Source organism: Streptomyces sp. NPDC014907, assembly GCF_055562975.1.
The window spans coordinates 902111-918401 of record NZ_JBVHEG010000001.1 but is presented as its reverse complement, the minus strand read 5'-3'; the positions used below and the strand labels follow the sequence as shown (position 1 = coordinate 918401).

7 protein-coding genes are annotated in these 16291 nt (G+C 74.7%); 6 read left to right on the top strand and 1 reads right to left on the bottom strand.

The window, feature by feature from the left end; all coding sequences use genetic code 11:
- Positions 1–13 precede the first annotated feature (13 nt).
- Positions 14–1255, bottom strand: coding sequence for a nucleotide sugar dehydrogenase (locus ACZ3IL_RS04050; RefSeq protein ID WP_467386307.1), 1242 nt, complete (start codon positions 1253–1255; stop codon positions 14–16).
- A 350-nt stretch (positions 1256–1605) separates the two neighbouring features.
- On the opposite strand from ACZ3IL_RS04050, the gene ACZ3IL_RS04045 reads away from it, so the two are divergent.
- The 6 genes from ACZ3IL_RS04045 (at position 1606) to ACZ3IL_RS04020 (ending at position 15761) form a co-directional block, all read left to right on the top strand.
- The gene (locus tag ACZ3IL_RS04045; RefSeq protein ID WP_467386305.1) at positions 1606–3312 is read left to right on the top strand and encodes a glycerol-3-phosphate dehydrogenase/oxidase; all 1707 of its coding nucleotides are present in this window, start codon (positions 1606–1608) and stop codon (positions 3310–3312) included.
- 621 nt (positions 3313–3933) lie between these two features.
- A complete protein-coding gene (locus ACZ3IL_RS04040) occupies positions 3934–6312 on the top strand; it encodes a serine/threonine-protein kinase (protein ID WP_467386303.1) in 2379 nt (792 codons plus the stop codon).
- Between the two features lie 163 nt (positions 6313–6475).
- Entirely contained in the window at positions 6476–9913 is a 3438-nt protein-coding gene (locus tag ACZ3IL_RS04035; protein WP_467386301.1) for a protein kinase family protein, read from the top strand.
- Positions 9914–10211: 298 nt separating this feature from the next.
- Complete coding sequence (locus ACZ3IL_RS04030) at positions 10212–12026, top strand: serine/threonine-protein kinase (RefSeq protein ID WP_467386299.1); 1815 nt, start codon at positions 10212–10214, stop codon at positions 12024–12026.
- 150 nt (positions 12027–12176) lie between these two features.
- On the top strand, positions 12177–13838 hold the full coding sequence (locus ACZ3IL_RS04025) for a succinic semialdehyde dehydrogenase (protein WP_467386297.1): 1662 nt from the start codon (positions 12177–12179) through the stop codon (positions 13836–13838).
- 108 nt (positions 13839–13946) lie between these two features.
- Positions 13947–15761 (top strand): GMC oxidoreductase, encoded by a 1815-nt coding sequence (locus tag ACZ3IL_RS04020; RefSeq protein WP_467386295.1) that lies wholly within the window; start codon positions 13947–13949, stop codon positions 15759–15761.
- The last annotated feature ends 530 nt before the right edge of the window (positions 15762–16291 follow it).

Below are 16291 nucleotides of genomic sequence, written 5' to 3'. Positions count from 1 at the left end.
CGGCCGCCCGGCCTCAGAGGCGGTGGGCCGCCCCCGTCGGGGTGGCGCCCCGGGTGTCGAGGAGGAGCTGCGCCTTCACGGAGAGGCCCTGGAGGTCGTAGGTGCGGTGGTGCTGGAGGAGGATCGTCAGGTCGGCGTGGGCGGCCGCCTCGTAGAGGGAGTCGGCGCGGGGCACGGGGAGGTCGCGGACGCGCCAGTCGGGGACGTGGGGGTCGTGGTAGCTGACGGCCGCCCCCAGGTCCATGAGGCGGCGGGCGATCTCGTCGGCGGGGGAGCCCTGCCGGTCGGGGAGGTCGGGCTTGTACGTGATGCCGAGCAACAGGACGCGGGCGCCCCGGGCCGATTTGCCGTGCTCGTTGAGGAGGGTGGCGGCGCGCTGGACGACGTACCCCGGCATGCGTTCGTTGACCTGGCCCGCGAGTTCGACGAGGCGGAGCGGGCGGTGGGCGCCGACGGTGTCGACGGGGACGCCGTGGCCGCCGACGCCGGGGCCGGGGCGGAAGGCCTGGAAGCCGAAGGGTTTGGTCTCGGCGCAGCGGATGACGTCCCACAGGTCGACGCCGAGTTCGTGGCAGAGGACCGCCATCTCGTTGACGAGGGCGATGTTGACGTGCCGGAAGTTGGTCTCCAGGATCTTGACCGTCTCCGCCTCGCGGGGGCCCCGCGCGCGCACCACCTTGTCGGTGAGGCGTCCGTAGAAGGCGGCGGCGGACTCGGTGCAGGCGGGGGTGAGGCCCCCGATGACCTTGGGGGTGCCGGTGTAGCCGTGGGTGCGGCTGCCGGGGTCGAGCCGGCCGGGCGAGTACGCGAGGTGGAAGTCGCGGCCCGCGCGCAGTCCGGAACCGGCTTCCAGGACGTCGCGGAGCAGCCCCTCGGTGGTGCCCGGCGGGACCGGGGACTCCAGGAGGACGGTGGTGTGGGGGCGCAGCCGGGCGGCGAGGGCGCGGGCCGCGTCGGTGACGGCCGTGAGGTCGAGGGTCCGGTCGGGACCGAGGGGCGTCGGGACGCAGAGGACGGCGGTGCGGACCCGGCCGAGTTCGGCGGGGTCGCGGGTCGGGCGGAAGCCCCCCGCGAGCATCCGGCGGATCTCCGGGGTGGTGAGCGAGCCCTCGACCGGAGAACGGCCGGCGGCGAGTTCGGCGGCGGGACGCGGATCGACGTCGTAGCCGATGGTGTCGAAGCCTGCGGCGGCGGCGGCCTGGGCGAGGGGTAGTCCGTGGTGGCCGAGGCCGATGACGGCGAGATCAGCGGGCATGGGGGTGGACCGTCCTTCCCAATAGCCGGAGGGGACGCGACGCGCAAGCCCGGTGGGCGGAACGGGTCGCACGCAATGTCAGACTAGGCGTAAATATGACCGTTATGGTGCATTGTGTGACCGCAGGTCGCCGAGTGTTGTCCACAGGGTGGCGGGGAGGCGGTGGCTGAAGTCGCCGGGCCGGGACAGAATCGGACTGTGAGCCGGACCACACGGGCCCGGCGCGCGTGCGGAAGGCCGTGGACGGGGCAGCCGGTACGCGGAAGGCCGCGCACGGGCGGCCCGGACACGGGAACGCCGCGGACGGGACGACCGTGCGCGCACGACGGGGGACGACGGGAGGCGCAGACGTGAGGACAGCGAAACTGGGACCGGCCGAACGCGCCGAGGCGCTCACGGCCATGGCCGGGCGCGAGCTGGACGTGCTGGTCGTCGGGGCCGGGGTGGTCGGCGCGGGCACGGCCCTCGACGCCGTCACGAGAGGACTCTCCACCGGCATCGTCGAGGCCCGCGACTGGGCCTCGGGCACCTCCAGCAGGTCCAGCAAGCTCATCCACGGCGGCCTGCGCTACCTGGAGATGCTGGACTTCGCCCTCGTGCGGGAGGCCCTCAAGGAACGCGGGCTCCTCCTGGAGCGGCTCGCCCCCCACCTCGTGAAACCGGTGCCCTTCCTCTACCCGCTCCAGCACAGGGGCTGGGAGAGGTTCTACGCCGGGTCGGGCGTCGCGCTGTACGACGCGATGTCGCTCTCCTCCGGACACGGCCGGGGCCTCCCCGTCCACCGGCACCTCTCCCGGAGCCGCGCCCTGCGCGTCGCCCCCTGCCTCAGGAAGGACGCCCTGGTCGGCGCCCTCCAGTACTACGACGCCCAGATGGACGACGCCCGCTTCGTCACCACCCTCGTGCGCACGGCCGCCTCCTACGGGGCCAGGGCCGCCAGCCGGACCCGGGTCGTCGGCTTCCTGCGGGAGGGCGAGCGGGTCGTCGGCGCCCGCGTCCAGGACGTCGAGGCCGGGGCCGAGTACGAGATCCGGGCCAAGCAGGTCGTCAACGCCACCGGCGTGTGGACGGACGACACCCAGGCCCTCATCGGGGAACGCGGCCAGTTCCACGTCCGCGCCTCCAAGGGCATCCACCTCGTCGTGCCCAAGGACCGCATCCACTCCACCACCGGCCTGATCCTGCGGACCGAGAAGTCCGTCCTGTTCGTGATCCCCTGGGGACGGCACTGGATCGTCGGCACCACCGACACCGACTGGGACCTCGACAAGGCCCACCCGGCCGCGTCCAGCGCCGACATCGACTACCTCCTGGAGCACGTGAACACCGTGCTCGCCACCCCGCTCACCCGCGACGACGTCGAAGGCGTCTACGCGGGCCTGCGCCCCCTCCTCGCCGGCGAGTCGGACGCCACCAGCAAGCTCTCGCGCGAACACACCGTCGCCCACCCCGTCCCCGGCCTGGTCGTCGTGGCGGGCGGCAAGTACACGACGTACCGCGTGATGGCGAAGGACGCGGTGGACGAGGCGGTGCACGGCCTCGACCAGCGCGTCGCGCCCTGCGTCACGGAGGACACCCCGCTCCTCGGCGCCGAGGGCTACCGGGCCCTGTGGAACGCGCGGGCCGGGATCGCCGCCAGGACCGGACTGCACGTCGTGCGGGTCGAGCACCTCCTCAACCGGTACGGCTCCCTGGCGGAACAGGTCCTCGACCTCGTCGCCGAGGACCCCCGCCTCGGCGAACCCCTCCCGGCGGCCGACGACTACCTGCGCGCCGAGATCGTCTACGCGGCCTCGCACGAGGGCGCCCGCCACCTCGACGACGTCCTCACCCGGCGGACCAGGATCTCCATCGAGACCTTCGACCGGGGCACGCGCAGCGCCCGCGAGTGCGCGGAGCTGATGGCCCCGGTGCTCGGCTGGGACGACCGCCAGATCGACAAGGAGGTCGAGCACTACGAGAAGCGGGTGGAGGCGGAACGCGCGTCGCAGCGGCAGCCCGACGACCTGGCGGCGGACGCGGCGCGCCTGGGAGCACCGGACATCGTGCCGCTCTGACGGCGTTTCGGAGGGTCGCGGCGGCCCACGGCGGTCCGCGCGGGTCCGCTGCGGTCCGTGAGCTTCCATGAGGGTTCGTAGTGGTCCGCCGCGGTTGGTGAGGGTCCGTGAGGGTGCGTAGTGGTCCGCTGCGTTCCGTGCGGGTCCGTCGTGGTCCGTCGTGGTCCGTAGCGGTCCGTGGCGGTCCGCCGGGGACGCCCCGGGACGCTCCGGTGTTCTCCGGGTTTTTTCCGGGGTTTCCCGGGGCGCCCCGGGTCCGCGTGGCGAATTTTCTCCGCCGGTCCTCCGGGGGCCGCCGGCGCTTCCTCCGCCCTCCCTCCCCGCCCCCCTCCCGCTCCATCCGTCCTCCTCCGCCGGTTCCCCGGCGGCTTCCTGACGGTCCTTCGGCGGTTCTCCGCCCACTCTCCGGAGGCCCTTCCGGGGTCCCGTGACAGGGCGTCCGGGTCGTCCCTATCGGGTGGGAACCTCCGGAGTGCGCGGCGGCGTCGTCGTTCCGGATGACGGACCCGGGGGCGCCGACCGTCCCGTGGTGAGGGACAATGGGCTCTCTTCCAGGGCGGGTTACCGCATCGTGCGGGAAGCGGCAGACGCGGCGGAGATCAGGGATCGCAGAGGGGACGCATGTCGGAGGCGGAGCAGTCGCGGGACACGGCGAAGGACCCCGGGCGGGACGCCGCCGCGGGGGCCGCGACCGACGGCGACCGAGGAACGGTTCCGGCCGCGCGTGAGCCGGAGCGGGACGCGAAGGACACGCAGGTCGGACAGGGTGCGCAGGCCCCCGGGGACGCGACGGGGGCGGGGCGGGACACCGAGGACGCCGAGCCTTCGGAAACCCCCTCGGGCGCCGGGTCTCCGGACGCCGGCACCCCGGGCGGGGAGTCTCCGGCAGCGGAGCCCGCTCCGGACGCCACGGATGCGAAGGGCGCCGGAAGCGCGCGGTCCGGCGGAGCGACGGGTTCCGGCGCCGAGGGGTCCGGGACGGCCGGGCGGCTCCAGGGGACCGAGCCGTCCACCGGGCGGGCCGGGTTCGGCGCCGGGGACGGCGACGGCGGGCGCGCGACGGCCGCGAACACCGGCGCGACGCGCGGCGGCGGCACGGCGCGCGGCGACAAGCCGCGCACGTCCCCGGCGGGCGAGGGCCGGCTGCTCGCCGGACGCTACCGGCTCGGCGCGGTCCTCGGACGCGGCGGCATGGGCACCGTGTGGCGCGCCGTCGACGAGACCCTCGGCCGCACCGTCGCCGTCAAGGAGCTCCGCTTCCCCAGCAGCATCGACGAGGACGAGAAGCGACGCCTCATCACCCGGACCCTGCGCGAGGCGAAGGCCATCGCCAGGATTCGCAACAACGGCGCCGTGACCGTGTACGACGTGGTCGACGAGGACGACCGCCCGTGGATCGTCATGGAGCTGATCGAGGGCAAGTCCCTCGCGGACGCCGTGCGCGAGGACGGAACCCTCACGCCCCGGCGTGCCGCAGAGGTCGGCCTCGCCATCCTCGACGTGCTGCGGTCGGCCCACCGCGAGGGCATCCTGCACCGCGACGTGAAGCCGTCCAACGTGCTGATCGCCGAGGACGGCCGCGTCGTCCTCACCGACTTCGGCATCGCCCAGGTGGAGGGCGACCCCTCGATCACCTCCACCGGCATGCTCGTCGGCGCCCCCTCCTACATCTCGCCCGAGCGGGCCCGGGGTCACAAGCCAGGCCCCGCCGCCGACATGTGGTCGCTCGGCGGCCTGATCTACGCGGCGGTCGAGGGCAGCCCGCCGTACGACAAGGGCTCCGCCATCGCCACCCTCACCGCGGTGATGACCGAGCCGGTCGACCCGCCGAAGAACGCGGGCCCCGAGCTCGAGAAGGTCATCTACGGCCTCCTCGCCAAGGACCCGGCGCAGCGGCTCGACGACGCCGGTGCCCGGGTCCTGCTGCGGGCCGTGCTCGACGCGCCGGCGGAGACGCCCCCGGTCTCCCCCGAGGTGACCAGGGTCGTGCCGCTGCCGCCGCACCCGGCGGGACCGGCGGCGGACCCGGTGCTCCCGGCGGCCGGCCGGGACAAGGGCCCGGACGCGACGGCCGATCGGATGCGGGGCGCCCTGAAGTCCGTGCGCAACGCGGCGGCCTCCGTGAAGGCGGAGCCGAAGCCGAAGCCCCGGCCGCTCCAGGGCGGCGGCAGGCAGGCCCCGGCCCGCGCGCCGCTGACCGACGTCGTGCCCCGCCGCACGCTGGTCGTCATCGCCGCGGTCGTGGTCCTCGCCCTGCTCGGGACGATCCTCGCGGTCTCCCTCGGCGGGGGCGACGCGGACAAGGGGAAGGGCGACGCCTCGGCCTCGGCCGGCGCCTCCGCGGGCGGCACGGGCGGTTCCGGCGCGGGCACGGGCGGGAACCCGGCCGATCCCGGGCAGCAGGGCGGCGCACAGCCCGGCGGCAACGGCTCGGCGGGCACCGACGGCACGACGGGCGCCACGGACGGGCGGAACGGCGCCACGCCGTCCGGACAGCCCTCCGGCAAGCCGTCCGGAGACCCCGGCGGCGCGGGCGCGCGGCTGCCCGCCGGCTACACCCTCGTCACCAACGACCGGTTCCACTTCACCATGGCCATGCCCTCGTCCTTCCGGCTCAGCACCATTCCCGGATACGACCTCGGCGGCATCTTCAGCGAGAACGGCGGCTTCCCGCGCGTCCAGGTCGACTTCAACGACAGCCCGAAGGACAACGCGGCGAGCGCCTGGGAACTGGCCAAGATCGGTGTGGCCGCCACCAGCAAGGACTACCGGCACATCGGCATCAGCCCCGTCTCGTACAAGGGCTACCCGACCGTCGCCGACTGGGAGTTCGAGCGCACCCAGAAGGGCGTGCGCGTCCACGTGCTCAACCGCGGCTTCAAGGTGAACTCCGGGCGCGGCTACTCCATCATGGTCACCTGCGCGGCGGGCGAGTGGAACGGCGCGGAGTGCAGGACGCTGCGGGAGACGGCGTTCGCCACGTTCAGCCCCAAGGGCTGAGCCCGGCCCGTATCGTGAGGGACCGGGGACCGTACACGGTCGAACAGAGCCGTCGACCGTACGGCCCCGGACCTGACCGGACCGGAGCCGGCGGACTGGCGTGATCCCGCACGATCCCGGGTATCCGCAGGTCCACGGGGGACAGCGCGCGTGGGGAGGCGTCGTGGACGACTACGCGGGAAGGGTGCTCGCGGACCGCTACCGTCTGCCGCTGCCGTCGGCGGACGCGGACGCGGCCGGGGACGACCTGACAGAGACGTACGCCTTCGACACGTACAGCGGGCAGGAGGTCCTGGTCCGCCGGGTGCCGCTGCCGGAGTTCGTGGACGCCGAGGTGCTCGACGGCGACGACGGCCCCGCCGACCCCTACGGGAGTACGGGACGGGCCACCCGCAGGCCCGCCGAACCCGTCGTGCGCCGGGCGGTCGAGGCGGCCCAGGCCGCCGCGCAGATCCCCGACCACCCCTTACTGGACCAGGTCTTCGACGTCTTCGCGGAAGCCGGGTCGCTGTGGATAGTCAGCGAACGCGTGGCGGCGAGACCGCTGGCCGCCCTCCTCGCCGGGCGGCCGCTCAACCCGTACCGGGCGGCCGAGATCGGCGCCGACGTCCTCACCGCCCTGCGCGCGCTCCACGCCCACGGCTGGGTGCACCGGAACATCACCTCCCGGACCGTGCTCGTCTGCGACGACGGCCGGGTGATGCTCACGGGCCTCGCGGTGGGCGCCGCGGAGGAGGCCCTCTGCGGCTACGCCCCGGTGCCGGTGCCCGAGCCGGACGACGCGTACGGGTTCGGCCGGCCGGCCTCCGAGGGGGAGGAGACGGAGGAGTACGGGGCGGAGACGGCGTACGGGGCGGAGACGCACCACCCGGAGACGCACGAGGCGCACGAGGAACACGAGGCGCCCGGGGAACCGTACGGGGTGGAGGACCACGCGCCGTCCGGACGGTACGGGCCGGAGGGACACGCGTCCGGGCGGTACGCGTACGCGGACGAGTACGGAGCCACCGTGTACGTGTCCAAGGAGTACGACGCCGAGGAGTACCACCCGGACGTCTACGGGCCCGAGGCGTACGGACCCGAGGCGTACGGGCCCGAGGCGCTTGGGCCCGAGACGTTCGGCTCCGGGGCGTACGAGGTGGTCCCCCGCGGGGCGGACGGCGACGGCCCGTCCGAGGAGGGCCCGGGAGGGGGAGACGGCGCCGGCGCGTGGCACGGGCCCGCCCGCACCCCGGAGCGCGAAACCGAGGAGACCGGAACCGACGGCACCGGAGCCGGTGTCCCCGCCGGTGACGGCACCCGCCCCGATGCCGGCTCCGGTGACGATTCCGACGGCACCCCCCGCGAGGGTTCTCCGGAGCCCCCCGCCCCCGACGTCTACGGCGTCGACCCCTACGGGCGGGCGACGGCGCCCCCGGCCGGGGCGCGGCCCGCCGCGACGCCGCCGACCGCCGACGTACGGGCCGCGCGGGCCGGGGCCATCGCGGCCTACCGGGCCGGTGCCCGGGCCGCCGCCCGGCTCGGCGAGACCGGGGCGCTGCCCGTTCGGCACCCCGCGCCCCCGGAACCGCCCGCACCGCCCCCGCCGCCCACGGCGCAGGCGGTCGGCGCGCCCGAACCCCAGTGGTGGTCGCGGGTGGCGGAGGAGAACGAGGACGACGACGGCGACGACGGTGACGGCATCGACGGCATCGACGGCGACGAGCCGTACGGCGACGGCCCGCGGACGGGCCCGCCGCGCGTGATGCTGACCGGCAGCTGGAGCGACGGCCCGCACAGCGCGCGGGACGGCTCCGGGCCGATACCGGCCGGAGGCGGCCCCGTTCCCGGGCGGGGTCCGGTGCTGCCCGGTTCGGGACGCCCGGCGCTGCCCGCCGGATACACGGCGGCCCCCGGCTCCGAGCGCCTTCCGGTCGCCGCGGGCGTCCCGGAGGCCCGGCGGGAGTCCGTGCCGGCCGAGGCGCACCGGGGCCCGGCCACGCGGCTCGCCGCCGAACGGGCCCGGCAGACCCGGATCGCGGTCGTCGGCGCCGTCACCGAGCGCTGGGCGCCCGAACAGGCCGGTCCCGTGCACGAGAACTGGCGCCTGGCACCGCCCATCGGACCCGCCACCGACCTGTGGGCGCTCGGCGCGCTCCTCTACCGGGCCGTCCAGGGCCACGCCCCCTACCCGGAGGACAGCGCGGCCGAACTGGTCCAGCTGGTCTGCGCCGAACCGCCCGCCTTCGCCGAGGAGTGCGGGCCCCTGCGTCCGGTCGTGGAGTCCCTGCTGCGTCAGGACCCCACCGAGCGGCCCGACTTCGAGGAGCTGCGCGGCTGGCTGCGCTCCCTCGTCCGCTCGGCGCCCGAGCCGGACGCCGGGTTCGGCGTCGTACCGCTGCCGTCCGACGGGGCGCGGCTGCCGATCGTGCGCCGGCGCGGCGAACTGGTGCGCCGGTGGCGCAAGGGGGCCAAGGGCACCAAGGGGGCCAAGGGGGAGGGCGCGGCCCGCCGCCGCCACAGACGCGGCAGGGACCCGCACGCCGCGGACCGGCACGAGGACGCGCCCGCGCGGGACGACGGGGCCGTCCGGCAGCACGCGTACGCCCCCGAGTACACGCCCCCGACCGGGGCGCCCGCGCCCGAGTACGCGTCCGGCACCGAGTACGCGTCCGGCACCGACTACGCGTCCGGCACCGACTACGCGTCCGAGGTCGCGCACGCCTCCGCGTACGGGTCCGCCGCCGCGTACGGGCCCGCCCGCGAGGCCGGGTACGCGCGCGTACCGGACGACGTCCGCGAGGAGTTCGACGAGGGGTACCACGAGGAGCTTCCGCAGCGCGCCCCGCGTGCGCCCCGGCCCCCGCGCGCCCCGCGCACCCCTTCCGGGGCCTCGGGGTCGCCCCGTTCCCTGGGCCGGGCGCTCCTGGTCCTGGTCTTCCTCCTGCTCGCCGGGGCCGTCGCGTACGCCGTCCTCTTCATGCCCCGCGAGGGGGACGCACCCGGGCCGGGCCCGTCCGCGCACCGTCCGGGACCGGGCGCCACCGCGTCCGCCACGGGCGGTGCCGGTACGGGCGGCCCCACCGCGAGCGCCCCGCCGTCCGGCACCGGACGGACCGGCACGCCGGCCACGACCCCGCCCCCGGCGGACCCCTCCGCCCCCGCGCCCGCCGCCGGGTACACCGTGCGCCAGGACCCGGAGGGGTTCCGGATCGGGGTGCCGAACGGCTGGCGGCGCAGCCCGGTCAACGACGCCGGGCAAGTGCGCTACACGGGCGGCGGCTTCACGATGATCGTGGTTCCGGGGCGCGACAGCGTCAAGGACAACGGCGCCGACCCGCTGGCGTACCAGAACGCCAAGGAGCGCGAACTGGAGCCGTGGCGGGCGTCCAGCTGGTCGGGCGCCGAGAGGACCCGCCGGGTCGACATCGGCAGCACGGCGACGGCCACCGGCAGTTACTGGTGGCTGGACGGCACGGGCCGCGAGGTGTTCGTCCGCAATCTCGCCCTGATCGACGGCGGCCGGTACCACGTGGTCCAGGTCATCGGCCCGTACACCGAGCGGGACAAGGTCTCCGAGATCCACGACGAGGCCACGAAGGCGTTCCGCCCGGCCCGCTGAACTCCCCCGGGGCCGCCCGGCCCGTACGGGCCGGGCCCCAACCCGTATGGGCCGGACCCCACCCGTACGGGTCTGCCTCCCCGGCCCCGTACGGGGCCCCCTTCCAGACCCGTACGGGACTCCCTTCCGGGCCTCCGTGGCACCCGGCCCCGACCCCTACAGGCGCGTCCCGGGCCCCCGTTGGGGCGGGGGATTCCCACCGGCCGCCGGTCACAGTGCTGTTCCTTTGACGGCCCCGAGGTTCCGCCGCCCGCACCCCCCTCCGTAATCTGGCTCCAGAAGGAACGGGCGGGGGCAAGTGGAACATTCACAGAGCACAGGGTCCGGGCTGCTGCTCGCCGGGCGCTACCGGCTGGGCGAGTCCATCGGACGCGGCGGCATGGGCAAGGTCTGGCGCGCGCACGACGAGGTGCTGCACCGCGTGGTGGCGGTGAAGGAGCTGACGGCCGGACGGTTCGTGGCCGAGGCCGACCGCCTCGTGCTGCACGCCCGCACGCAGAAGGAGGCGCGCGCGGCCGCGCGGATCACGCACCCGGGCGTGGTGACCGTCCACGACGTCCTGGAGCACGACGACCGGCCGTGGATCGTGATGCAGTACGTCGACGGGCCCTCGCTCGCCGACGCCGCCAAGGAGAAGGGGCCGATCGAGCCCCGCGAGGCGGCCAGGATCGGGCTGCACGTCCTCGGCGCGCTGCGCGCCGCGCACGCGGCCGGAGTGCTGCACCGGGACGTCAAGCCGGGCAACGTCCTGCTCGCGCGCGACGGCCGCGTCCTGATCACCGACTTCGGGATCGCGGCGATCGAGGGGGACTCCACGATCACCCGGACCGGCGAACTCGTCGGCTCCATCGACTACCTGGCGCCCGAACGGGTGAAGGGCAGCGATCCGGGGCCCGCCTCCGACCTCTGGTCGCTCGGCGCCACGCTCTACACGGCGGTGGAGGGCACCTCGCCGTTCCGCCGCACCTCTCCGATCAGCACCATGCAGGCCGTGGTGACCGAGGAGCCGCCGCCCCCGGAGAAGGCGGGGCCGCTGGCCCCCGTCATCGTGGCCCTGCTGCGCAAGGACCCCGCGCAGCGGCCGCGCGCGGACGAGGCCGAGCGGATGCTGCTCGAAGCGATGGAGGGACGCGCGCCGGAGGCGGCCCAGGCCTATGTGCCGACCCAGCGCGTGGCCAGGGAGGACACGGACGCGGCGGCCGGGGACGACGGCCGGGGGCCCGCGGAGGACCGCACGGACCGGACGGACCCGGGAAGCGCGGGGGCCGTGCCGCGCGGCTCCACCGCGCAGTGGCCCCGGCCGCCCCGGGCCGCACAGCTCTCCCAGGCCGCGCACCCCTCCCAGGACGTCCAGCCTTCCCGGGCCGCGCAGTTCTCCCAGCCGCCCCGTGCGCCCCACCCGCCCCACCCGGTTCCACCGGGGGCCGCCGGACCGTCCGGACGCGGCCGGTGGCGCACCGCCGCCCTGGCGGCCCTGCTCGCCGGGCTCGTCGCCGGCGGCGCCGTCTTCGTCACCATGAACCGGGCGGACGACAACCAGGCCGGCGGCACCGGAGGGACGGTCGCCACCGGAGGGACCGGTACCGGCACCGCGGCCCCGACCGCGCCCCCCACCGGGAAGGCCGGGAAGAACCGCCTCCCGGACGGCTGGCACCGCGTCCAGGACCCGGAGGGCTTCAGCCTCGTCGTCCCGGACGGCTGGAAGCGCCAGACGGAGGGCGACCAGATCGACTACACCCCGGACAACGGCAACCACCGCATCCGGATCAGCATCGACCGCAGCCCAGACTTCGAGAACCCGTACATGCACGCGCTGGACCTGGAACGCGTCCTGACGAAGCGCATGGACTACACCCGGATCAAGCTCCTTCCGACCACCTACCGGGACCAGACCCTCTCCTGCCTGTGGGAGTTCACCTGGACGGAGAAGAAGACCTTCCCCGGGCCCCGGCGCGCGATCGACCAGATGTACTACGGCGACGACGGCACCGAGTACGCCCTCTACATGTCCTCGCCGGAGTCGAGCTGGGAGACCACCCGGAAGCAGTTCGACATCGTCCTCCGGCACTGGCGGGAAGCGGGAGAACAGGCGGGGGAGGAGACGGGCGGCTGAAGCCGGAAAATCTCCGTGACCGTCCTCCGGTGACCGTAAGCCGCTGATCAGGCCTTATGTGCCAGTGATCGCTGGCGTGATGTGTGCCCTGGGTGAAAACGCGTTACCGACGGGTACCCAAAGGGCGGAAGGCGGCTTACGCTCGCCCTCATGACGGACTCGCAGGCCCCCGCCGCCCCTTCGGTTCCCGACGCCCCCGCCGCGCAGGCCGGGACCGCCCCCGCCGGGGCGACCAACCCGGTCGCGCCCGTGCCCCCCGGCACCCGGACCGCCGCCGACGTCGTGACCCCCGACGTGGTCGCCCGGCTCACCCGGGGAGTGGTCGGTTCCGGCCGGACCGCCAACCACACCCCCTTCACCGGGGAGAAGCTGGCGGACCTGCCCGAGTCCACCCCCGAGGACGTCGCCGAGGCCTTCGCCCGCGCCCGCGCCGCCCAGCCGGCCTGGGCCGCCACCCCGGTCAGGGCCCGTGCCGCCGTCCTCCTCCGCTTCCACGACCTCGTCCTCCAGCGGCAGGCCGAGGTCCTCGACCTCATCCAGCTGGAGACGGGCAAGGCGCGCCTGCACGCCCACGAGGAGATCCAGGCGGTCGCCGTCGCCGCCCGCCACTACGGCCGCAAGGCCTCCTCCTACCTGCGCCCCCGCCACCACACCGGCGTCGTGCCGACCCTCACCAAGGTCACCGAACTGCGCCAGCCGCGCGGGGTCGTCGGCCAGATCGCGCCCTGGAACTACCCGCTCGAACTCTCCGTCGGCGACGCCCTCCCCGCCTTCGTCTCGGGCAACGCCGTCGTGATGAAGCCCGACACCGAGACCGCGCTCACCGCGCTGTGGGCCCGCGACCTGCTCGTCGAGGCCGGCCTGCCCGCCGAGGTCTTCCAGGTCGTCCTGGGCGAGGGCCCCGTCGTCGGACCCGAGGTCGTCCGCCACGCCGACTACGTCTCCTTCACCGGCTCCACCCGCACCGGCCGCGAGGTCGCGCAGGGGGCCGCCGCCCGCCTCGTCGGCGTCTCCCTCGAACTCGGCGGCAAGAACGCCATGCTCGTCCTGGAGGACGCCGACGTCGAGAAGGCCGCCGCCGGCGCCGTCCGCGCCTGCTTCTCCTCCGCCGGACAGCTCTGCATCTCCATCGAGCGCCTGTACGTGCACGAGTCCGTCGCGGACGACTTCCTCGCCCGCTTCGCCGCCCGCACGAAGGCGATGCGGCTCGGCACCTCCCTCGCCTACGGGGCCGACATGGGCTCCCTCGTCGGGGAGCGGCAGCTGGAGACGGTCAAGCGGCACGTGGAGGAGGCCGTCGCCAAGGGCGCCAAGCTCGTCGCGGGCGGCGTCGCCCGGCCCGACGTCGGCCCCCTCTTCTACGAGCCGACCATCCTCGACGGCGTCGAGGCCCCGATGACCGTCTGCCACGAGGAGACCTTCGGACCGGTCGTCTCCGTCTACCGCTTCACGGACGAGGACGAGGTCGTCGAACTCGCCAACGCCACCCCGTACGGCCTGAACTCCTCGGTCTGGACGAAGGACTCGCGCCGGGGCCACGCCGTCGCGGCCCGGCTGCGCACCGGCACCGTCAACATCAACGAGGGGTACGCCCCCGCCTACGGCAGCGTGCAGTCCCCGATGGGCGGCATGAAGGACTCCGGGCTCGGCCGCCGCCACGGCTCGGAGGGCATCCTCAAGTACACCGAGGCCCAGACCGTCGCCCAGCAGCGGCTGATCCCGCTCGCGCCCTCCTTCGGGATGGACGACGAGAAGTACGCCGCGTTCATGAGCACGTCCCTGAAGGTGATGAAGGCCCTGCGCCTGCGCTGACCCCGCGCCGGCCCGTCCGGCACGGGCCCCGCGTCCGCGCCGGCACGGCGGTCCGTGCCGGCGCCCGTGCCGCCCGATCCTTTCGCCCCTTTCCGCACGAGGAGAGCCATGACCGCGGTACCCCCTGCCCAGAATCAGGAAGCGAGCGACGCGGACGACGCGTACGACTACGACGTCCTCGTCGTCGGCTCCGGCTTCGGCGGTTCGGTCACCGCCCTCCGGCTCACCGAGAAGGGCTACCGGGTCGGTGTCCTGGAGGCCGGCCGCCGCTTCACCCGCGAGACCCTGCCGAAGAACTCCTGGGACCTGAAGAACTTCCTGTGGGCCCCCGCCCTCGGCCTCTACGGCCTCCAGCGCATCCACCTCCTCGGCAACGTCATGGTGCTCGCGGGCGCCGGCGTGGGCGGCGGCTCCCTCAACTACGCCAACACCCTCTACGTACCGCTCAAGGCGTTCTTCGAGGACCCGCAGTGGAAGGACATCACGGACTGGGAGGACGAGCTGCGGCCGTACTACGACCAGGCCCGGCGGATGCTCGGCGTCCGGCTCAACCCGACGATGACCCCCTCCGACGTGCACCTCAAGTCGGCCGCGCAGGCGATGGGCATCGGCGACACCTTCCACATGGCACCCGTCGGCGTCTTCTTCGGGGACGGCGAGGACGCCGACGGCCGTGCGAGGGCGAAGCCGGGCGGAGAGGTCCCCGACCCGTACTTCGGCGGCGCGGGCCCGTCCCGGCGCGCCTGCGCCGAGTGCGGCGAGTGCATGACCGGCTGCCGGCACGGCGCCAAGAACACCCTCAACGAGAACTACCTGTACCTCGCCGAGAAGGCGGGCGCGACCGTCCACCCCATGACGACCGTCGTCACCGTCACCGAGGACTCGCGGGGCGGCTTCGCGGTGCGGACCCTGCCCACCGACAACCGCAGGAAGGGGAAGGGGCGGACGTTCACGGCCCGCCGGGTGGTGATCGCGGCCGGCACGTACGGCACGCAGACCCTGCTCCACCGCATGAAGGACACCGGGCTGCTGCCCCGGATCTCGGGCCGGCTCGGCGAACTCACCCGCACCAACTCCGAAGGACTGGTCGGCGCGCAGACCACCGACCGCCGCTACCGGAAGAAGCACGGCGCGGAGAAGGCCGACTTCACCCGGGGCGTCGCCATCACCTCGTCCGTGCACCCGAACGCGAACACCCACATCGAACCGGTGCGGTACGGCAGGGGCTCCAACTCCATGGGCAGCCTGACCGTCCTCCAGGTGCCCTACGGCGCCCACCGGGTGCGCAAGTGGTTCCTCAACCTGCTCCGGCACCCGGCGCTCGCCGCCCGCTCGCTCTCCAACCGGAAGTGGTCGGAGCGGACCATCATCGGCCTGGTGATGCAGTCCCTCGACAACTCCCTCACCACCTACCGCAAGCCGGGCGGCATCGGAAAGGGCCTGCTCACGGCCCGCCAGGGGCACGGGGCGCCGAACCCGGTGCAGATCCCGGAGGCCACCGAGGCCGCCACCCTCCTCGCCGAGGAGATCAACGGCTTCGCCGGCTCCAACATCGGCGAACTGATGGGCACCCCGCTCACCGCCCACTTCCTGGGCGGCTGCCCGATCGGCGCCGACGCCGCGTCCGGCGTCATCGACCCGTACCACCGGCTCTACGGCCACCCGGGGATCTCCGTCGTCGACGGAGCGGCCGTCTCCGCCAACCTGGGCGTGAACCCGTCCCTGACGATCACCGCACAGGCGGAACGGGCCATGTCCTTCTGGCCCAACAAGGGCGAGGAGGACCCGCGCCCGGCGCAGGGCGAGGGGTACGTACGGATCGCGGCGGTCGAACCGAAGTCCCCCGCGGTCCCGGCCGAGGCGTTCGGCGCCCTGCGGCTGCCGTTCCTGGGAATGCCGGCGGTCCCGCCCAAGCGGACGTGACGCACGCCGCCCCGGCGGCCCGCCGGGGCGGTGCGGGCGTACGCGGGGCGGCCCGGATGTACGCGGGGCGGCCCGGGCGTGCGCGGGATGGTGGCCCGGGCGTACGTAGGTCCGGGCGTGCGCGGGACGGCCCGGGCGTACGTAGGCAAGGCCGGGCGTACGAAAGGGCGCTGCACCCCCCTCCGAGTGCAGCGCCCTTCCAGTTTTTGGTGGTGCCGCATAGATGACCCGTGGCCTCCGGGATGGGTTGTAGCGGAGGCGCGGAATATTCATGTGACGCGCGTCACATTCGTTTCGGGCGTGAGCGAGGGCCCCGCGGCGCGATTCCGGTCGCGGCACGGGGCCCTCGGGGTCGGCACCGGTGTCAGGGCAGCGGCGGTGCCGAGCGCTGCGGCGCCGGGAGGTCGCGCCGCGGGGGAGGAGGAACGGGGGAGGCGGAGGGAACAGGCGGGGGAGCGGAGGGGACAGGGGGAGCGGAGGGGACGAGGGGGACGGGACGGGGTGCCGTACGGCACCCGGCGGCTCCGCAC